20 protein-coding genes are annotated in these 18594 nt (G+C 69.1%); 2 read left to right on the forward strand and 18 right to left on the reverse strand.

What is annotated here, in order from left to right; genetic code table 11:
- Positions 1-5 precede the first annotated feature (5 nt).
- Genes BLQ39_RS04430 through pyrR form a run of 4 tightly spaced genes read right to left on the reverse strand, consistent with a single transcriptional unit; the run spans position 6 to position 3419 of the window.
- Entirely contained in the window at positions 6-566 is a 561-nt protein-coding gene (locus BLQ39_RS04430) for a PH-like domain-containing protein (RefSeq protein ID WP_092322040.1), read from the reverse strand.
- Positions 559-1926 carry a dihydroorotase gene (locus BLQ39_RS04435; RefSeq protein ID WP_092322041.1) on the reverse strand — a complete coding sequence of 456 codons (1368 nt, stop codon included), beginning with the start codon at positions 1924-1926 and terminating at the stop codon, positions 559-561. Before BLQ39_RS04435 ends, BLQ39_RS04430 begins: the two co-directional genes overlap by 8 nt.
- Complete coding sequence (locus BLQ39_RS04440) at positions 1927-2877, reverse strand: aspartate carbamoyltransferase catalytic subunit (RefSeq protein WP_092322042.1); 951 nt, start codon at positions 2875-2877, stop codon at positions 1927-1929. It abuts the gene before it with no gap.
- On the reverse strand, positions 2874-3419 hold the full coding sequence (gene pyrR, locus BLQ39_RS04445; RefSeq protein WP_092322044.1) for a bifunctional pyr operon transcriptional regulator/uracil phosphoribosyltransferase PyrR: 546 nt from the start codon (positions 3417-3419) through the stop codon (positions 2874-2876). The genes BLQ39_RS04440 and pyrR overlap by 4 nt, the downstream gene beginning before the upstream one ends.
- 677 nt (positions 3420-4096) lie before the next feature.
- Between pyrR and BLQ39_RS16075 the strand changes: the two genes are divergently transcribed.
- Positions 4097-4231, forward strand: a complete 135-nt coding sequence (locus tag BLQ39_RS16075) for a hypothetical protein (RefSeq protein WP_256332698.1) — start codon at positions 4097-4099, stop codon at positions 4229-4231.
- 46 nt (positions 4232-4277) lie between these two features.
- Here the strand turns inward: BLQ39_RS16075 and nusB are convergent, their stop codons facing one another.
- The 3 genes from nusB to BLQ39_RS04460 form a co-directional block, all read right to left on the reverse strand.
- Entirely contained in the window at positions 4278-4697 is a 420-nt protein-coding gene (gene nusB / locus BLQ39_RS04450) for a transcription antitermination factor NusB (RefSeq protein WP_092322046.1), read from the reverse strand.
- Positions 4697-5257 (reverse strand): elongation factor P, encoded by a 561-nt coding sequence (efp, locus tag BLQ39_RS04455; protein WP_092322047.1) that lies wholly within the window; start codon positions 5255-5257, stop codon positions 4697-4699. Before efp ends, nusB begins: the two co-directional genes overlap by 1 nt.
- A 190-nt stretch (positions 5258-5447) precedes the next feature.
- On the reverse strand, positions 5448-5885 hold the full coding sequence (locus BLQ39_RS04460; RefSeq protein ID WP_092322049.1) for a type II 3-dehydroquinate dehydratase: 438 nt from the start codon (positions 5883-5885) through the stop codon (positions 5448-5450).
- A 101-nt stretch (positions 5886-5986) separates the two neighbouring features.
- Here BLQ39_RS04460 and BLQ39_RS04465 point away from each other — a divergent pair, with 101 nt between their 5' ends.
- Positions 5987-6397 carry an Hsp20/alpha crystallin family protein gene (locus tag BLQ39_RS04465; protein ID WP_092322050.1) on the forward strand — a complete coding sequence of 137 codons (411 nt, stop codon included), beginning with the start codon at positions 5987-5989 and terminating at the stop codon, positions 6395-6397.
- Positions 6398-6412: 15 nt separating this feature from the next.
- Here the strand turns inward: BLQ39_RS04465 and BLQ39_RS04470 are convergent, their stop codons facing one another.
- The 11 genes from BLQ39_RS04470 to BLQ39_RS04520 form a co-directional block, all read right to left on the reverse strand.
- Complete coding sequence (locus BLQ39_RS04470) at positions 6413-6823, reverse strand: DUF779 domain-containing protein (RefSeq protein WP_092322052.1); 411 nt, start codon at positions 6821-6823, stop codon at positions 6413-6415.
- An 80-nt stretch (positions 6824-6903) separates the two neighbouring features.
- Entirely contained in the window at positions 6904-8427 is a 1524-nt protein-coding gene (gene exaC, locus BLQ39_RS04475; RefSeq protein ID WP_092322053.1) for an acetaldehyde dehydrogenase ExaC, read from the reverse strand.
- Positions 8428-8551: 124 nt separating this feature from the next.
- Complete coding sequence (locus tag BLQ39_RS04480) at positions 8552-9880, reverse strand: GAF domain-containing protein (RefSeq protein ID WP_135109286.1); 1329 nt, start codon at positions 9878-9880, stop codon at positions 8552-8554.
- A gap of 184 nt (positions 9881-10064) precedes the next feature.
- Positions 10065-11183 (reverse strand): 3-dehydroquinate synthase, encoded by a 1119-nt coding sequence (gene aroB / locus BLQ39_RS04485; protein ID WP_092322055.1) that lies wholly within the window; start codon positions 11181-11183, stop codon positions 10065-10067.
- Entirely contained in the window at positions 11180-11695 is a 516-nt protein-coding gene (locus BLQ39_RS04490; RefSeq protein WP_092322056.1) for a shikimate kinase, read from the reverse strand. The genes aroB and BLQ39_RS04490 overlap by 4 nt, the downstream gene beginning before the upstream one ends.
- A 2-nt stretch (positions 11696-11697) precedes the next feature.
- Positions 11698-12906 carry a chorismate synthase gene (gene aroC / locus BLQ39_RS04495; RefSeq protein ID WP_092322058.1) on the reverse strand — a complete coding sequence of 403 codons (1209 nt, stop codon included), beginning with the start codon at positions 12904-12906 and terminating at the stop codon, positions 11698-11700.
- A 5-nt stretch (positions 12907-12911) separates the two neighbouring features.
- A complete protein-coding gene (locus BLQ39_RS04500; RefSeq protein ID WP_092322059.1) occupies positions 12912-13793 on the reverse strand; it encodes a shikimate dehydrogenase in 882 nt (293 codons plus the stop codon).
- Complete coding sequence (gene mltG, locus BLQ39_RS04505) at positions 13786-15141, reverse strand: endolytic transglycosylase MltG (RefSeq protein ID WP_241986926.1); 1356 nt, start codon at positions 15139-15141, stop codon at positions 13786-13788. The genes BLQ39_RS04500 and mltG overlap by 8 nt, the downstream gene beginning before the upstream one ends.
- A gap of 4 nt (positions 15142-15145) precedes the next feature.
- Positions 15146-15640, reverse strand: a complete 495-nt coding sequence (gene ruvX / locus BLQ39_RS04510) for a Holliday junction resolvase RuvX (protein ID WP_174775336.1) — start codon at positions 15638-15640, stop codon at positions 15146-15148.
- 3 nt (positions 15641-15643) lie between these two features.
- Positions 15644-18298: an alanine--tRNA ligase gene (alaS, locus tag BLQ39_RS04515; protein ID WP_092322062.1), complete on the reverse strand. Its 2655-nt coding sequence runs from the start codon at positions 18296-18298 to the stop codon at positions 15644-15646.
- A gap of 48 nt (positions 18299-18346) precedes the next feature.
- Entirely contained in the window at positions 18347-18580 is a 234-nt protein-coding gene (locus BLQ39_RS04520; protein WP_092322064.1) for a hypothetical protein, read from the reverse strand.
- Positions 18581-18594 lie beyond the last annotated feature (14 nt).

The raw sequence follows: 18594 nt of genomic DNA on the forward strand, positions 1-18594 counted from the left end.
CCACGTCAGGCCTCACTTTCGTCGCGTGCAGCCGGGCCGGCGGCGCCGGCTGCGATGGATCGGATCGCATCAGTGATGCGGTCTCGATCGATGGGGTCGGGGATGCGGAAGTAGCTGTCGACGGAGACGACCTCGTCGGCCTCCGGCGCGGGCGCGGTCTCGGGCCGGTGCAGGCGCCAGCCCAGCAGGAGCAGGCCGTCGGTCTCGACCACGCGGTCGATGGTCAGGGTGGCAGGGGTGAGCAGGTCGATGGCAGCGGCCGGGATGAACACCGGCTCCTCGCCGGCCAGGCTGAGGTCCACGCCGGCGGCGGTGACCGTGAGGCGGGCCCGGGCCCGGAAGCCGAGTCCCCGGATCGCGAGCCGTTCGAGCGGGCGGGAGCGCGGCGTGGTCGCCACGTACAGCACCGGCGCCGCGGCGAGCTCGGCCTCGTCGGCGCCGGTGCCCGGGTGGCCGGCCGCCAGTGCGGCATCCCGCCGGGTGCGCGTGCGCCAGCTTCGCCACATCAGCGTGACCAGGCCGAGCAGCACGGCCACGATGATGACGGTGGGGACGAGCCTATCCATGGCGGCGCTCCCACTGAGTCTGTGCGAGTCGAGCGGCCGCAATCTCCGCCGCCGGGCGCAGGGCGCCGTCCAGTACCGTCGGGTGGCCGTGGTGGAACGTGGCCTGCACGCGGCCGGGCAGGGTCATCGACAGGTAGGGCGAGTTCACGCCCTTGCCGGACAGGTCTGCGGTACCGAAGACGCGGCTGGCCGCCGGGTCGTAGAGCGTGAGTTCGGCCGGGGCGCCCACCTCGGTGCGCCTGCCCTGGCCGGCGAGACGGCCGATCCGGGCGGGGGTGTGCGAGAGCACCCTGGCCACGTCGGCCCAGTCGAGGTGGCCGCCCGCCACCACGGAGGCGTGCACCACGGAGAGGGCGGACTCGAGGCCGACCATGCCGTTGGCCGCCGCGTCCCATTCGCAGTCCTTCGCCTCGACCGGGTGCGGCGCGTGGTCGGTGGCGACGATGTCGATGGTGCCGTCGGCGAGGCCGGCGCGCAGCGCCTCCACGTCTTCCCGGCGCCGCAGCGGCGGGTTGACCTTGAAGCGGGCGTCGTAGCCGACGACGAGCTCCTCGGTGAGCAGGAGGTGGTGCGGGGTGACTTCGGCGGTCACGTCGATGCCGCGGGCCTTCGCCCAGCGGATGACGTCGACGGATCCGGCGGTCGAGACGTGGCAGACGTGCAGGCGCGACCCGACGTGTTCGGCGAGGAGCACGTCGCGGGCGATGATCGACTCCTCCGCGACGGCGGGCCAGCCGGTGAGTCCGAGTTCGGCCGACAGGGCCCCCTCGTTCATTTGCGCCTTCTCGGTGAGGCGAGGTTCCTGGGCGTGCTGGGCGATCACGCCGTCGAACGCCTTCACGTATTCGAGGGCGCGGCGCATGATCAGCGGATCGGCCACGCAGAATCCGTCATCGGAGAAGACCCGCACCCGGGCGCGGCTGGCTGCCATGGCGCCGAGCTCGGCCAGTCGTTCGCCGGCCAGTCCCACGGTGACCGCCCCGATCGGTTGGACGGTGACGTAGCCGGCCTGCTCGCCGAGGGCGAGCACCTGCTCGACGACCCCGGCCGTGTCCTGCACCGGGGAGGTGTTTGCCATCGCGAACACGCTGGTGAAACCGCCGCGGGCGGCGGCCTGGCTGCCTGTGAGCACGGTTTCACTCTGCTCGGAGCCGGGCTCGCGCAGGTGGGTGTGCAGGTCGACGAGGCCCGGCAGGGCGATCAGCCCGTCGGCGTCGACCGTCGCCGCCCCCGCCCGGGACAGGCCGGACCCGAGTTCGGCGATGCGGCCGCCGGCCAGCACGATGTCGGTGCGGGAACCGTCCGGCAGGGTCGCCCCTCGGATCAGGTATTCCTGCCTGGCCGCGTTTTCCTTCGGCATCTACGAATCCTCCCGGTCGCCGGACAAAAGCAGGTACAGCGCGGCCATCCGCACTGACACGCCGTTGGCGACCTGTTCGAGCACGGTCGACCGGGCCGAATCGGCCGCGGCAGACGATATTTCCAGGCCGCGATTCATCGGGCCGGGGTGCATGACAATGCTATCCGCCCGGAGCCGGGCGAACCTCTCGTCGTTGAGACCCCAGCCGCGGGCGTACTCCCGAGGGCTGGGGAAGAAGGACGCGCTCATCCGTTCGGCCTGGATGCGCAGCATCATGACCACATCCGGACCGGCATCGATCGCGGTGTCGAGGTCGAAGCCGAAGGTCGCCGGCCAGGCGGACGTGTCCGCCGGCAGGAGCGTCGGCGGAGCGACGAAACTGACCCGGGCCCCGAGGGTGGTCAGCAGCCACAGGTTCGAGCGGGCGACGCGGGAATGCAGGATGTCCCCGACGATGGTCACGGTGACGCCGTCGAGGTCCTTGCCGCGCGAAGCGGTCCCGTGCAGGCGACGGCGGATGGTGAACGCGTCCAGCAGCGCCTGGGTGGGATGTTCGTGGGTGCCGTCGCCGGCGTTGATGATGCCGGCGTCGATCCAGCCGCTCTGGGCCAGCACCAGCGGCGCCCCGGAGGCGTGGTGGCGGATGACGACGGCGTCGGCGCCCATCGCGGAGAGGGTCTGCGCGGTGTCTTTCAGGCTCTCGCCCTTCGACACGCTCGATCCTTTGGCACTGAAGTTGATCACATCGGCGCTGAGCCTCTTCGCGGCCGCCTCGAACGAGATCCGGGTGCGGGTCGAGTCCTCGAAGAAGAGGTTGACGACCGTCTTGCCGCGCAGGGTCGGGAGCTTCTTGACTTCGCGGCCTGCGACATCCGCCATGTCTTCGGCGATGTCGAGGAGCGCGATGGCCTCGTCCCGGGTGATCGTCTTCGTCGACAGGAGGTGCCTCATGCTTCGTCGCCCCCTTCGATGCTCACGAACTCGTCGCCGTCGGTTTCGGCCAGGTGCAGGTTGATCCGCTCCTCGGTCGAGCTGGGCAGGTTCTTGCCCACGAAGTCGGCCCTGATCGGCAGCTCCCGGTGGCCCCGGTCGACGAGCACGGCCAGGCGAACGATGCTGGGCCGCCCGTGGTCGCCGAGCGCGTCGAGCGCGGCGCGGATGGTGCGGCCCGAGTAGAGCACGTCGTCGACGAGCACCACGGTCCTGCCGTCGATGCTGCCGGGAACCTGGGTCGGCGCCGGGGTGCGCGTGCGAGTGCGGGTGAGGTCGTCGCGGTACAGGGTGACGTCGAGGGAGCCGACGCGGACATCCTTAGCACTGGGTTCGATCCGCTGGATTGTCTCGAAGATGCGGCGGGCGAGCACGACCCCGCGGGTGGGGATGCCGAGGATGACGAGATTGTCAGGCCCACGATTGGACTCCAGGATCTCGTGTGAGATCCGAGTCAACGCTCGGGTGATGTCAGCCTGGGTGAGCACGGTGCGTGCCATCAAACCGACCTCCTTCCCCGTCTCACAGGACGGCTGTTAAAGGATGTCTCTTTCCGCCCATGAGCCTAGCACCTCGCCGCCTCGCCCTAGCCGGTGCGGCGGCCCGAGGTTAAGCTGCCGGCATCGACGTGCACACCCTTTGCGGTTGAGGTGCAGGAAGCAGGCGCATTATGTCGACATCGGATCACGAAGACCGGGGGCCGTCACCGGTCGCCTCTGAGGTGGGCGCCCCGGCCGGCCCGATCAGCTTCGGCGGCGCGAGATCGATGAGGTCCACCGCGAGCTCGAGCTCCCGGGCCCCGATTCCCTGCCGACGCCGGAGGCCATCGCGAAATACAGGGACGCGATCTTCCATCAGTTCTTCCGGGAGCGGCCGGAGTTCACCCTGGCCTGGCCGGACAGTCTCTACATCCCGTCGGAGGCCAACTACAAGAACTACTGGATCGCCGCCCCGCCGGCCAGCCACCGCTATCGGTACCACTGGGTGAACTCGACTGATGACCGGCCCGCCGTCAGTGCGGCGTCGGAGGCGACCGGCCACCTGTTCAGCTGGGTCAACGTCTCCGGCCTGAACCCGAGCTATATCGGCTTCGCGGGGACGGGCGTCAGCCTCGTGCCCCAGGCGACCCTGTCCTACGTGAAAGTGAGCGCGGACATCGACGCACAGTTATGCGATCGGGGTGGCGTTCGAGGTCGAGATCACCTTCGACTGCCGCGACCGGATCGGCCGACCGTACAAGAAACAGCCCGGCGACGACATCAAGCTGTGGGCGTCGATCGCCGGCAACGTCGCCAGCATCACCGTGTCGACCTGAGACGCCGCGAGTGTTGGCCCGCGGCTCGTCCTATGCGGGGCTCGTCCTACGCGGAGGGTGCGGTCTGCGCGATCCGGCCGAGGAGTCCGTTGACGAACCCGGCGGAGTCATCCGTCGACAGCACCTTCGCGGCTTCGACGGCCTCGTCGATGGCGACCGCGTGCGGCACGGCGTCGTTGTAGAGGATTTCCCAGATGCCGATCCGCAGGATGGCCCGGTCGATGATCGGCATGCGCGACAGGGTCCAGCCCTGCGAGTAGGTCTCGATCAGTTCGTCGATCTCTTCGCGGTGGTCGACGATGCCGTCGACGATCTCCCGGGCGTAGAGCCAGGAAGCCTGCCGTGCCGGCTCGCTGACCGCGCGCTCCGCCTCGGCCGCGAGGGATTCCGCGATAGAGATCTGACGCACATCGGCGACGTAGAGGATGTCGATGGCGCGCTTGCGCGCTTTGGTGCGAGCGCTCACTAGTTGACGCGACCGAGGTAGTCACCCGTGCGGGTGTCGACCTTGACCTTGGTGCCCTGCTCGAGGAACAGCGGAACCTGGATCTGGTAGCCGGTCTCGACGGTGGCGTTCTTGGTGCCGCCGGTCGACCGGTCGCCCTGGAGGCCGGGCTCGGTGTAGGTGATTTCCAGCACGACGGATGCCGGCAGCTCGACGTAGAGCGGGTTGCCGTTGTGCAGGGCGATCGTGACGTTCTGGTTCTCGAGCATGAAGTTGACGGCGTCGCCGACGACCGCGGCCGGAACGTGGATCTGGTCGTAGTCGGAGACGTCCATGAAGACGTAGGAGTCGCCGTCGGCGTACAAGTACTGGAAGTCCTGGCGGTCGACGTTCTCGGTCTCGATCTTGGCGCCGGCGTTGAAGGTACGGTCCACGGTCTTGCCGCTGACGACGTTCTTCATCTTGGTGCGAACGAATGCACCACCCTTGCCCGGCTTGACGTGCTGGAACTCGATGACGGCCCAGAGCTGGCCATCGATGTTGAGGACGACGCCATTCTTGATGTCGGCGGTAGATGCCATGGGGAGGGTAATCCGTTCAATTGGGAAGGTGCGCGGCCGATTCGACCTCAAACGAGCATAGTTGCCCATCCTGAAAGCGCCAAAGGCGCCCCCGCGTTCCCCGCCCCGACTCCCGCGAAACCGCAGTTGTGCGCGCTAAAACGCCCTCATAACGCGCACGAGTGCGGTTTCGCGGGGGGTCGGCGAGGGGTTAGCGAGGGGTGGTGAGGTAGTTGAGGGCGAGGCGGTAGGAGTCGAAGCCGAGGCCGGCGATCACTCCGGTGGCGACGGCGCTGACGACGCTCGTGTGCCGGAATGTCTCCCGGGCGTGCGGGTTGGAAATGTGCACCTCGATCAGCGGAACGCCGGCCTTTGTCACCAGGGCGGCGGCATCCCTCAGCGCGTAGCTGTAATGGGTGAAAGCCGCCGGGTTCAGGATGACGGGCGTGCCGGCGTCGACGGCCTCGTACAGCCAGTGAATGAGCTCGGCCTCGTCGTCGGTCTGGCGCAGGTCGACCGTGACGCCGGCGGGGGCGGATGCGCGGAGCAGCGCTCGCAGTTCGTCAAGGTCAGCCGACCCGTAGACATCGGGTTCACGGCTGCCGAGGCGCCCGAGGTTCGGGCCGTTCAGAACGAGGACTGTGCTCATTCCCACAGCCTAGAGCAGCACGCGGCGGGGCAGCACGGCGGGGCGCTGCGGCAGGACGGCGCCGGGGGTACTGTGTGCTCCACCAAACGAAGGAGACCACCATGGCCGGACTTGCACGCCGAGAAAAATTTGACCTGCCGGAGCCCTTCCGGCGTTTCCTTGAGGGCGACTGGGACACCACGTCGATGAAGGTGGAGGAGTTCCGGGACGGCAACACGCTCGTGGTCAGGGCGGAGGTTCCCGGCATCGACCCGGAGAAGAACGTCGACATCTCGGTGAGTGACGGGGTGCTTCACATCCAGGCCGAGCGCGAGGAGAAGAGCGAGCAGAAGCTCAAGGACGGCTACCGTACGGAGTTCCGTTACGGGTCCTTCACCCGGGACATCCCCCTGCCCGTTGGCTGCAAGGAGGAGGACGTGAAGGCGACCTACCGTGACGGGGTGCTCGAGGTCCGGATTCCCGTTCCGGAGAAGAGCACGACGTCGTCGAAGATCCCGATCTCCAGGGCCTGAGCGACCCCGGCCGGCTCAGTCGAACGAACTCATCAACCGGGACCGGATCAGGAAACGCACCCCGCGCGGGGCCTCGGCGGAGAATCCGCTCCCCCGGCCGGCGACGACGTCGACGGTGAGGAAGGTGTGGCTCCAGTACTCGAACTGCTCGGCCGACATCCAGAAGTCGATCGACTGTGACTCGCTTCCCGGCGGGGCGATGTCGAGCCGGCCGAGCAGCACGTCCCGGTCGGAGGTGATGAACTCACCGGCCGGGAAGCACATCGGCGAACTGCCGTCGCAGCATCCGCCCGACTGGTGGAACATCAGCGGCCCGTGCTCATCCCACAGGCTGCGGAGCAGCAGGGCGGTGGCGGGCGTGAACTCGACCCGTGGGCGGGTCTCGCCGGTGATGGTGACGGATGCCGTGACGACGGGCTGGGACATGTGCGTGACCCTCCTCGGATCGACCGGCGGGCTGCCGGCGACGAGCGTCGCCGGCAGCCCGCCGGGGTGCGGCCAGGGGCCTAGAAGAAGCCCAGGGCGTTCTCGGAATACGACACCAGCAGGTTCTTCGTCTGCTGGTAGTGGCCCAGGGCGAGTTTGTTGTTCTCGCGCCCGATCCCCGAACTCTTGTAGCCGCCGAAGGCCGCCCCGGCCGGGTAGGCGTGGTAGTTGTTGACCCACACCCGGCCCGCCTGGATGTCCCGCCCGGCCCGATAGGCGATGTTGCCGTTGCGCGACCACACGCCGGCGCCGAGGCCGTACAGGGTGTCGTTGGCGATCGAGATGGCGTCGTCGTAGTCCGTGAAGCTGGTCACCGCGAGCACCGGGCCGAATATCTCCTCCTGGAACAGGCGCATCTTGTTGTGCCCCTCGAAGATGGTCGGCTGCACGTAGTAGCCGCCGCTGAGGTCGCCGCCGAGGTCGACCCGCTCGCCGCCGAGCGCCAGCTTCGCGCCCTCCTGCTTGCCGATGTCGATGTAGGAGAGGATCTTCTCGAGCTGGTCGTTGCTCGACTGCGCGCCGACCTGGGTGTCGGTGTCGAGCGGGTTGCCCTGCACCGCCTTGCGGGTGCGCTCGACCGCATCGGCGAGGAAGCTGTCGTAGATGGGCTTCTGCAGCAGCGCACGGCTGGGCGCCGTGCAGACCTCACCCTGATTGAACGCGAAGAGCACGAATCCTTCCTGCGCCTTGTCGTAGAACGCGTCCTGCTCCTGGGCGACGTCGCTGAAGAAGATGTTGGGGCTCTTGCCGCCGAGCTCGAGGGTCGAGGGGATGATGTTGGCGCTGGCGTACTGCATGATCAGGCGACCGGTCGAGGTCTCCCCCGTGAAGGCGATCTTGCGGATCCGGTTCGACGAGGCGAGCGGCTTGCCCGCCTCGATGCCGAACCCGTTGACCACGTCGACGACCCCGGCGGGCAGCACGTCACCGATCAGTTCGAGCAGCACGAGAATCGACACCGGCGTCTGCTCGGCGGGCTTGAGTACAACAGTGTTGCCGGCGGCCAGCGCGGGGGCCAGTTTCCAGACGGCCATCAGGATCGGGAAGTTCCACGGGATGATCTGCCCGACGACGCCGAGTGGCTCGTGGAACTGGTACGAGACCATGTCGCCGTCCAGTTCGGCGTGGTCGCCGTCCTGGGCCCGGATCGCGGAGGCAAAGTAGCGGAAGTGGTCGGAGGCGAGCGGGACGTCCGCGTTCAGCGTCTCGCGCACGGGCTTGCCGTTGTCCCAGGTCTCGGCGACGGCGAGCAGCTCGAGGTTGGCGTCGATGATGTCGGCGATCTTGTTGAGCACCGCGGCGCGGGTCGTGGCCGAGGTCTTTCCCCAGGCCGGCGCGGCCTTGTGGGCGGCATCCAGGGCCAGTTCGATGTCCTCGGCGGTGCCACGGGCGACCTCGGCGAAGGCCTTGCCGGTGACCGGCGAGATGTCTTCGAAGTACTGTCCCTTGACCGGCATGACCCATTCACCGCCGATCCAATTCTCGTAGCGGGGCTTGAAGGTGACCTTCGAGTCGGGTGTTCCGGGGGCTGAATAGACGGTCATGGCGCTCCTTTGTCGACGACGGTGTCGATGCACGCAGCGTCAGCTGCGGCTCTCCTCGGAGCCTAGGGAGGGCAAGGTTGCCACAGGGTTGCGAAAAGTTGCGGGGTTGCGAATGGTCGCGCGCCTACCCGAGCTCGGCGTCGATCCGCTTGAGCCGGGCGACGACGGTGGCCCGCTTGGGCGACCGGGCCGGCAACAGTTCGAGGCAGGCACGCCAGACTTCGGTGTCGTAGGTGGCCTCCTCGGTGCGCGCGTACTCGAGCAGCAGCTCCGCGGAGGCGTCGCTGAGCATGGCCTCGCGGAGCCGCGCGCTGACCTCGGCCCGGATCGCGGCCACGCCCGGCGCCGTGGAACTGGGCAGCACCGGCCCGCGGTAGGCCCCGAGTGCCACCCGGTGGGCGCCGCGCTCGAGGAAGGCGAGCACGCGCTGGGCATCCAGTTCGATCGATGCATCGAGCCGGTAGGGCCGGGAGCGGATGGTGAATGCCCGGCCGAGCGGATCGAGCGCCTTCCGCAGCCGCACCATTTCGGCGCGGAGGGTGTCGACGCCGCCGGCCTGGTCGCTGAGCAGGAGCGCCAGGCGCTCGGCGGAGAGGCCCTCCCGGTGCCAGGCGAGCAGGGTCAGCATCTCGGCGTGCCGGGGGCTGACCTCGAGGTTGGCGCCGCCGACGTCCAGCTGGCCGTGGTCCCGTCCGAGCACCTGCAGTCCCGCCGGAGCGGCCTTTCGGGGCGGGGGCGGCGTCAGGGCCACCTGGAAGCGCGCGGTGGCGCCGCGCTCCGGCGGAAGTCCGAGGCGCTGGATCCGCAGCTCGGCCTCGACCGCGGCCACGGCGGCCTCGACGAGGGGCAGGGTCTGCGGGGCGACCGCGTCGTCGCCGCCGGTGATGTCGATGACCCCGAGAAGGGCACCCGAATCCGGGTCGTGGATCGGCACGGCCGTGCAGCTCCAGGGATGCGCCAGCTGGTTGAAGTGCTCGGCCCGCTGGATCTGGATCCCATGGTTGAGTGCCAGCGCGGTCCCCGGGGCGCTGGTCCCGACCCGGCGTTCGGACCAGTCGGCGCCCTCGACGAAGAGCATCGACTCGGCCTTCTGCCTCAGCACGTGGTCGCCGTCAATCCACAGCAGGCGCCCCGATTCGTCGCCGACGGCCACGATCAGGCCGGCCTCGAAGGCATGCCGGATGAGCAGGTTGTGCACGACGGGAAGAACCGACGCCAGCGGATGCCGGCGGCGAAGATCCCGAAGCTGCTCAGCGGTCAGTTCCGGCTCGGCGCCGGCCAGCGACGGGTCGACCCGGTGGGAGAGCGAACGCTGCCAGGACTCCTGCACGAGTTTCCGCACCCCGGTGAGGGTGGCACGGTCCGAGACGGCGGCCTCGTGCGCCCGCGCCAGCAGCGCGAAGGACTCCCGTTCGGACTCGCCGGGGGCGCGGACCGTCCATGGACTGGTCATCACCCTCCGATCCACGCTGGTCGTCGGCGAGGAGGGCTGCGGCCATCGCTCGGGATCCCCATCGTATGTCACGAATCCGGCCGCGCAGATTCGCCGAACTCTGAGTTTGGCACCTTCCCGAGCACAACCAAGGTGCCAAACTCACAGTTCGGCGAAGGGAAGGAGGGAGGGAAGAGGGCGGGGGTTAGGAGCCGATTTCCTGGTAGGCCGCGAAGAGCAGCGACGCGTCGGGGGCCTCGAGCACCGTCGGCTTGCCGATGTCGTCGAGCACGATGAAGCGCAACATGCCGCTGCGGGTCTTCTTGTCCCGCTGCATGGTCGCCAGGAGCGTGCTCCACCGACCGACCGGGTAGCTGACGGGGAGGGTGAGGGATTCGAGGATGCGCCGGTGCCGATCGGCGGCCTCGTCCGAGAGACGCCCGCTCAGCCGGGCGAGTTCCGCGGCGAACATCATGCCGACGGCGACGGCCGCCCCGTGCCGCCAGCCGTACCGTTCGGCGTGTTCGACGGCGTGGCCGAGGGTGTGGCCGTAGTTGAGGATCTCGCGCCGGCCCGACTCCCGGAAGTCCTCCCCCGTGATCCGCGCCTTCATCTCGATGGCGAGTTCGACCACCCGGCGGAACTGCGGGGTGTGCGGGTCGGTCACGGCTGCGACATCGTCTTCGATGATGTCGAGGATCTCGGGAACCTGGATGAACCCGGCCTTCACGATCTCGGCAAACCCGGCGAGGATCTCATTCCGCGGCAGGTCGTCGAGCACGTCGAGGTCGCAGAGAACGGCCGCGGGCGCGTAGAAGGTTCCGACCAGGTTCTTTCCCTCGGCCGTGTTGATGCCGTTCTTGCCGCCGATGGCGGCGTCGACCATGCCGAGCACGCTGGTGGGCACCTGCACCAGGCGCACTCCCCGCAGCCAGGTCGCGGCAACGAAGCCGGCCAGGTCGGTCACGGCGCCGCCGCCGAAGCCGATCACGGCATCCGTGCGGCTGAAGTCGGCCTGCCCCATCACCTGCCAGCAGAAGGCGGCCACCTCGACCCGCTTGGCGGCCTCGGCATCGGGCACCTCGGCGATCAGCACCTCGTAGCGATCGAGGAGGCTTTCGCGCAGCGCGACGGCACGCGCTCCGAGTGTGGAGGTGTAGACGATGAGCACCTTGCGCACCTCGGCGCCGAGCTGGTCGGCGACGCCGGCGACGAGCCCGCGCCCGATCAGCACGGGGTACGGGTCCGCGCCGCTGACGGTGATCACGGTGGTGTCGGAGTCTGCCGCCGGGACGGTTGGTTCTGGAGTTGTTGTGTCGGTCACGGTTTCTCTCTGGTCCAGGTCACGATGTCATCGGCGATGTCGCCGACCGAACGGGTCGATGTGTCGAAGTGGATGTCGGCCAGTGACTCGTACACCGGGCGGCGCTCGTCGAAGATGCGCTGCCAGTCCTCGATGCCGTTGGCGATGAGCGGGCGCTTGCGTCCGCGGATCCGCTTCGCCGCCGCGGCCGCGTCAACGCTGAGGTACACGACACTGCACCGGGCCAGGTCGGCCCGGGACTCGGCGTCGAGCACTGCTCCCCCGCCGAGCGAGACGACGGCCTCTTCGGCCAGGGCCTCGGCGACGACCTCACGTTCGATCACCCGGAAGTACTCTTCACCCTCGCGCGCGAAGATCTCGGCGATCGGACCGTACCGGTCGACGATGCGCTGGTCGGTGTCGATGAACGGCACATTCAGGGCGCGGGCGACGCGGCGCGCGATCTTCGTCTTGCCCGCGGCCATCGGGCCGATGAAGGCAAGCGGGAACAGCTGCCCGACGGATGCGCCCATGGCTAGAGCGACGCGTCGCTGGACGCGCCGGTCTTCAAGTTGGCCGGGATGTTCGCGAGGTAGCCGTCGAGGTTGCGCCTGGTCTCGCCGATGGAGTCTCCGCCGAATTTCTCGAGCACGGAGTTGGCCAGCACCAGGGCGACCATAGCCTCGGCGACCACGCCCGCCGCGGGAACCGCGCACACGTCGGAACGCTGGTGGTGCGCGGGGGCGGCCTCGCTGGTGGCGACGTCGACGGTGCGGAGGGCCCGGGGAATGGTGGAGATCGGCTTCATGCCGGCGCGAACCCGCAGCACGGTGCCCGTGCTCATGCCTCCCTCGGTGCCGCCGGCCTTGTCGCCGGCCCGCTGGATGACGCCGTCGGCCTGGACGAGCTCGTCGTGGGCGGTGGACCCGCGGCGCGTGGTGGTGAGGAAGCCGTCGCCGACCTCGACGGCCTTGATCGCCTGGATGCCCATCAGCGCCGCGGCGAGCTGGGAATCGAGCCGGCGGTCCCAGTGCACGAAGGAACCGAGGCCGGGAGGGAGGTTGTAGGCGAGCACCTCGACAATGCCGCCCAGAGTGTCACCGTCCTTGTGCGCCGCATCCACCTCGGCCACCATCAGCGCGGATGTCTCCGGGTGGAAGCAGCGCAGCGGGTCCGCGTCGAGGGCGTCGACGTCGCCGGGGTGCGGCAGCGGGGCATCCTCGGGGACCCGGACCGGCCCGATCGAGAGGGTGTGGCTGACCAGGGTGATCCCCAGCTCGGCGAGGAAGGCCCGGGCGACCGCGCCCAGGGCGACCCGGGCGGCGGTTTCGCGGGCGCTGGCCCGCTCGAGCACGGGACGGGCCTCGTCGAAGTCGTACTTCTGCATGCCGACGAGGTCGGCATGGCCGGGCCTCGGCCGGGTGAGGGGCGATCCGCGGCCGCGGGTCAGGGTGGCGGGGTCGACCGGTTCCGGGCTCATCACCTCTGACCATTTGGGCCACTCGGTGTTGCCGATGCGCAGCGCGACCGGGCCCCCCATGGTGAGCCCGTGGCGCACCCCGCCGGACAGGGTGAGCTCGTCCTGCTCGAATTTCATCCGGGCGCCCCGGCCGTAGCCGAGTTTGCGGCGTGCGAGGTCGAGGCGGATATCGGTGAGGGAGACCGGGATCCCAGCGGGCAAACCCTCGACAATGGCGATGAGTTCGGGGCCGTGGGACTCTCCGGCTGTGAGCCAACGAAGCATGACTCCTATCCTCCCACAGGCTCCTCAGCCAAAGCGCCGCGCATCGCCTGCAAAACCTCGTCTTCCCGGGGCAGCGGTTCGAACGGATCGCCGCTGACGAAGATGCGCACCTGGATGAGTGCCTGGTGCAACAGCATCCCGAGGCCCGAGCACACGGTGCCCCCCGCGGCCTGCCAGGACCGGGCCAGCGAGCTCGGCCACGGGGAGTAGCTCACGTCGAACAAGACGGCCCGGCTCCGAAGTTCCGCCGGGAACTCGGCCGCCAGCACCGGCCCGCCCGGCAGGGTGCTGATCACGAGGTCGCTCTGCCGCTCCGGGCTGCCGAGGCTGGTCAGGTTCGCCACCGTGACGGCCACGCCGACGCCGTGGCCCAGCTCGATGAGGGGACCGGCCTTGGACGGGGTGCGCACGACGACGTCGACGGATTCCGCGCCGAGCTCTGCGGCGGCCACGAGCGCCGAGGCCGCGGTCGCCCCCGCCCCCAGCAGGGTGACGTGGGTCGCGCGGGTGAGACCGGCGTCGGCCAGGGCGCGGACCAGCCCCGTGACATCCGTGTTGAACCCGGTCAGGGTGGGGCCGGCGTCCGAGCGGCCGAGGAGCACCGTGTTCGCCGCGCCGGTGAGGGTCGCCATCCGATCGAGGCCGGTCAGGAGCGGCATGACCTCCTGCTTGAGCGGCATGGTCAGGGACAGGCCGTGCCACTCCGCGCCGAGGCCGGCGAGGAAGTCATCGAGCTCCCCGGCGCGCACTTCGATGGCGTCATACTGCCAGTCGAGGCCCAGGGTGGCGTAGGCGGCCCGGTGGAGCGCCGGGGACTGGGAGTGCGCGATCGGAGATCCCAGCACGGCGAGGCGCTGCACGGGCCGGTTCGGCAGTTCGTTAGCCATACTCGGGGTGGTCCTTCATCCAGGCCAGCCATTTGGCGACGGCGACTTCGTGATCCTTGAGCGTGGACGAGAAGATCGTCTCGCCCGTGTCGAGGTTCCAGGACACGAAGTATAGCCAGGGCCCGTCGGCGGGGTGCAGGGCCGCGTCGATGGCCAGGTCCCCGGGGTTCGAGATCGGCCCGGCCGGGAGGCCCGGGTGCACATAGGTGTTGTACGGGTTGCTCGCGTCGGCGCGCTCGGCGTCCGTCGTGGTCGCAACGTCGGTGTTTCCCGTTCGGTACGTCACGGTCGCGTCTGACTGGAGCAGCCCGCTCGGCCACAGCTGGGGGTTGAGCCGGTTGTAGAAGACCCGCGAGACCTTGAAGTAGTCCTCGCGGAGCCCCGCCTCGCGCTGGATCAAAGCGGCCATGGTGATGGTCGTCCATCGCTTGTCCTCGGTCACCCCGGCATCGTCGAGAGCCTTGAACTGGCGGTCGACGAGGGTCTTGATGGCATCATGGGCGGTCACGCCGGGCGTGAAGTTGTAGGTCGCCGGGAAGAGGAATCCTTCCAGGCTGGTCGCCTCGGCGGGAAGTCCGAAGGAGGCGACACTCTTCGCCGCAGCCTCGATGTCGGCCAACGGAACATCCGTCCCCTCCGCGAGCGACTCCAGGGCGACGGCAGCGGTGGTGCCCTCCGGGATGACGACGGTCTGCTCGAGCTTGTTCTTCTTGTCGAGCAGGGCGTCGAGCGCCGAGCGGGCGCTCATCTTCGCGGCCAGCTGGTACGCGCCCGGCTGGAATACGGGTGCGGGTGATTCGGCGAGCAGCAACTTGTAGAAGGCCTCATAGCTCTTGACGACTCCGGCTTCCGCGAGGGTGCCGGCGACATCTCCCCCGGTGTCTCCGTCGTGGATCATCACGACGAGCTTCTTCCCACCGGAGCCCTCGTAGTCGGGCGGCCCCTGGGTCGAGGCGTACAGCTGGGACAGCGGTCCCTGCAGGGCGAACGCCCCGGCCGCCAGAAGCAGGACGAACACGAGCAGCACGCTCACGCAGCCCCAGGCTCCCCGGCGGCTCCTGATGCCCGGTCGCGGCCCGTTCGAGGGATCGGCCCGCCCCCCGGATCGCGGGACGCGACCGCGCGACGCCCGGGCGGCCCGGCGCGAACCGCCCGTTTCCCCGGCTGCCGCCCCGGATGCCGTACCGGGCGTCGAGCCCGCTGCCGAGCCGGCCTCGCCGCCCTGGTGAGTCTCCGTCGCACCGGTCAGGAGCTCTTCCCAGCCACCGGCCGGATCATCGCGCGGCGAACCGCCGCCCGGCGTACCCTCGTTCGGCGAACCAACGGACTCCGGTGGGGTGTGCGACACGGTTTTACGGCCTTTCGGGCGGGTCGGCGGTCGGCTCTCTCGGTGGATCCACGAGCGTGCCGGGGGGCCTGCCCGAGGCTCGCTCGGCGTCCAGAGCGTGTTGCAGAATTATAGTAGCGGCCACCTGATCGATCACCGGGCGGTGGGTTTTCGCCTTGCGACCGGATGCCCGCAGCACCGACTGGGCGGCGACGGTGGACAGCCGCTCGTCAACGAGCCGCACGGGCACCGGGAGCGCCCGCTCGAGGGCCTCCGCGAAGCCCACCGCGTCGCCCGTCGAAGCCGTCGTCCTCCCCGAAAGCGCCAGCGGGAGCCCGACAATGACCTCCACCGCCTCGAGTTCCGCGACGATCCCGCGAATCCGGGCGATATCGACGACGCCGGCGCTGTCGCGGTTCACCGTTTCGACGGGCGTCGCGAGCATGCCGTGGGCGTCGCTGCGGGCGACTCCGATCCGGGCCGTTCCGACGTCGACACCGACCCGCACGCCGTGGCGCACGTCTTAGCGGACCACAGCCGTGCGAACGGCGTCGAGTGCGCTGGGAACGGCGGAGACGTCCGTGCCGCCGCCCTGCGCGAGGTCGTCCTTGCCGCCGCCGCCGCCGCCGAGGATTCCGGCGACCTGCTTGGCCAGGGCACCGGCCTTGTGGCCGGCGTCGCGGGCGGCCTGGTTGGTCGCGACGATCACGACCGGCTTCTCACCGACCGTTGCGGCCAGCGCCACGACGGCCGGCTCGCTGCCGAGCCGCTCACGGGTGGCGGTGACGAGCATCCGCACGTCGTCGGCGGATGCCAGGGTGCCCAGGTTCTCGGCAACGAGCATGACCGACCCGGCCCGGGACGCCGTCGCCAGGAGGGCCGGAACGCGATCGGAGAGGGCGCGCGCCTCGTAGGCGGCGATCTTCTTCTCCGCCGCCTTGAGGTTCTGGAGCAGGTCGTTGATGCGCTCCGGGAGCGCCTCCTTGGGCGTTTTGAGGTTCGCGGTGAGCTGCGACACGATCGCGCGCTCTGCCGCCAGGTCGCGGAACGCTTCCAGGCCGACAAGCGACTCGACGCGCCGGTTCGTCGAACCGACGGAGGCCTCGCTGACCAGGTTGATCATGCCGATTTCCGCACTCGTCGACACGTGGGTTCCGGCGCAGAGTTCGCGCGACCAGGGCCCGCCGATATCGACGACACGCACGCGGTCGCCGTACTTCTCGCTGAAAAGGGCCATGGCGCCCAGGGCCTTGGCCTCGGTGAGATTCATTTCCCGGGTGACGACCTCGAGGTTGTCCCGGATGGCGTTGTTGGCGATCTCCTCGATCTCGCTGCGCGTCGCCGGCGAGAGCGCCTGGTTCCAGGAGAAGTCAAAGCGGAGGAACCCGGCCTTGTTGTACGAGCCGGACTGGTGCGCGTTCGGGCCGAGCACCTGGCGGAGGGCCGCATGGAGGATGTGCGTCCCGGAATGGGCCTGGCGTGCCCCGCGGCGCCAGTCGGCGTCGACCACGCTGGTCGCGCTGTCGCCCACCCCGACCTCACCGCTTCGCACCTGCACCTTGTGGCTGATCAGTCCCGCCACCGGCTTCTGCACGTCGAGCACTTCGAGTTCGTAACCGGGGCCGACGATGAGGCCGGCGTCGGCCTCCTGGCCGCCGGATTCCGCGTAGAGCGAGGTCTCCGAGAGGATGACCTCGGCGATCTCCCCGGCGACGGCGTTCGTCACCGAGGCGCCCTCGACGATGAGGCCGAGGATGGACGACTCGGTCTGCAGGGTGTCGTGGCCGGTGAAGACCGTCGCGCCCTGGGCGCGGAACGCGCTGTAGACGGACAGGTCGGCCAGGGTGGTCTTCTTCGCTTTCGCGTCGGCCTTGGCCATGGCGCGCTGCTTGGACATCAGGGCGTCGAAGGCCTCGCGGTTGACGCTGAGCCCGGCTTCCTCCGCCATCTCGAGGGTCAGTTCGATCGGGAAGCCGTAGGTGTCGTGAAGCAGGAACGCGGTGTCCCCCGGCAGTTCGGCCCCGGCCGCCTTCTTCGTTTTGGCCACGGCGACATCCAGCACGGCGCTGCCGCTGGTCAGCGTGCGGAGGAACGTCTCCTCCTCGGCGTACGCGGCCTGGCTGATCCGGTCGTAGTCGGACTTGACCTCCGGGTAGGCGTCGCTCATCGCGTCGCGCGACGCGGGGAACAGCTCGGGGAAGGTCGCGCCCTCGACACCGAGGAGGCGCATCGCACGCACGGTGCGGCGCATCAGGCGGCGCAGGATGTACCCACGGCCTTCGTTGGACGGCATGACGCCGTCGCTCATCAGCATCAGCGAGGAGCGCACGTGGTCGGCCACGATGCGCATCCGCACGTCGTCCTCATGGTCGGCGCCGTAGGCACGCCGGGAGAGCGCTGCGGCGCGGTCGAGGACCGGGCGGACCTGGTCGATCTCGTACATGTTCTCGACGCCCTGTTTGAGGAAGGCGACGCGCTCCAGGCCCATGCCGGTGTCGATGTTCTTCTTCGGCAGGTCGCCGAGGATTTCAAAGTCGTCCTTGCCTGAACCCTCCCCGCGCAGGTACTGCATGAAGACGAGGTTCCAGATCTCGACATACCGGTCGTCGTCGGTGGCCGGGCCGCCGTCGGCGCCGTAGGCGGGGCCGCGGTCGAAGAAAATCTCCGAACACGGACCGGCGGGCCCTGACTGGCCGGTCGACCAGTAGTTGGATTCCTTGCCGAGACGCTGGATGCGGTCGGCGGGCACGCCGATCGCCCGCCAATAGCCGAAAGCCTCATCGTCGTCGAGGTAGATCGTGACCCAGAGGTCCTTCTCGAGGAAGCCGTAGCCGCCTGCCGACTCCGGCGTGGTGAGGAGCTCCCAGGCGTACTGGATCGCCTGCTCCTTGAAGTAGTCGCCGAACGAGAAGTTTCCGGCCATCTGGAAGAAGGTGCCGTGGCGAGGAGTCTTGCCGACCTCTTCGATGTCGTTGGTACGGATGCACTTCTGCACGCTGGTGGCCCGCGGGTAGGGCGGCGGCACCAGGCCGGTCAGGTACGGCACGAACGGGACCATGCCGGCCACGGTGAAGAGGAGGGTGGGGTCGTCGCTGACGAGGGACGCCGACGGCACGACCGTGTGTCCACGATCGGCGAAGAAGGCGAGCCAGCGCCCGCGAATTTCAGCAGTCTGCATGGGTTCCGTTGCTTGAAGAGAGGGCGAAAAAAGTGGAGGGGGTGCTGCCTACGGCTTCGTCACGCCGTCGAGGGCCTTGTCGACGGCCGTGTCGACGTCGCCGAGGGCGGCGCGCAGTTCGGCCTCCCGCTCGCGGTAGCCATCCGAAATGGCTTCACCGAACTCGCGGGCCTTCGCGTCGAGGTCGTTGAAGAACTGCTTGCCCTGCTGGGTCTTGTTCGCCTCGTGCGCGAGGACGAAACCGACTGCTACGCCAACGGCCAGCCAGATGACATTCTTCATTTCGGTACTCCCTG

The organism is Cryobacterium psychrotolerans, assembly GCF_900101115.1.
GTDB lineage: Bacteria > Actinomycetota > Actinomycetes > Actinomycetales > Microbacteriaceae > Cryobacterium > Cryobacterium psychrotolerans.

Bases quoted from the DNA above. Each gene is read 5' to 3' on its own strand.
- BLQ39_RS04500 (WP_092322059.1), bottom strand. From the start codon at position 13,793: ATGGCTAACGAACTGCCGAACCGGCCCGTGCAGCGCCTCGCCGTGCTG.
- BLQ39_RS04440 (WP_092322042.1), bottom strand. From the start codon at position 2,877: ATGAGGCACCTCCTGTCGACGAAGACGATCACCCGGGACGAGGCCATC.
- exaC (WP_092322053.1), bottom strand. From the start codon at position 8,427: ATGACCGTCTATTCAGCCCCCGGAACACCCGACTCGAAGGTCACCTTC.
- efp (WP_092322047.1), bottom strand. From the start codon at position 5,257: ATGGCATCTACCGCCGACATCAAGAATGGCGTCGTCCTCAACATCGAT.
- BLQ39_RS04470 (WP_092322052.1), bottom strand. From the start codon at position 6,823: ATGTCCCAGCCCGTCGTCACGGCATCCGTCACCATCACCGGCGAGACC.
- BLQ39_RS04520 (WP_092322064.1), bottom strand. From the start codon at position 18,580: ATGAAGAATGTCATCTGGCTGGCCGTTGGCGTAGCAGTCGGTTTCGTC.
- BLQ39_RS04460 (WP_092322049.1), bottom strand. From the start codon at position 5,885: ATGAGCACAGTCCTCGTTCTGAACGGCCCGAACCTCGGGCGCCTCGGC.
- aroC (WP_092322058.1), bottom strand. From the start codon at position 12,906: ATGCTTCGTTGGCTCACAGCCGGAGAGTCCCACGGCCCCGAACTCATC.
- BLQ39_RS04430 (WP_092322040.1), bottom strand. From the start codon at position 566: ATGGATAGGCTCGTCCCCACCGTCATCATCGTGGCCGTGCTGCTCGGC.
- BLQ39_RS04465 (WP_092322050.1), top strand. From the start codon at position 5,987: ATGGCCGGACTTGCACGCCGAGAAAAATTTGACCTGCCGGAGCCCTTC.
- BLQ39_RS04490 (WP_092322056.1), bottom strand. From the start codon at position 11,695: ATGGGCGCATCCGTCGGGCAGCTGTTCCCGCTTGCCTTCATCGGCCCG.
- BLQ39_RS04435 (WP_092322041.1), bottom strand. From the start codon at position 1,926: ATGCCGAAGGAAAACGCGGCCAGGCAGGAATACCTGATCCGAGGGGCG.
- alaS (WP_092322062.1), bottom strand. From the start codon at position 18,298: ATGCAGACTGCTGAAATTCGCGGGCGCTGGCTCGCCTTCTTCGCCGAT.
- BLQ39_RS04480 (WP_135109286.1), bottom strand. From the start codon at position 9,880: ATGACCAGTCCATGGACGGTCCGCGCCCCCGGCGAGTCCGAACGGGAG.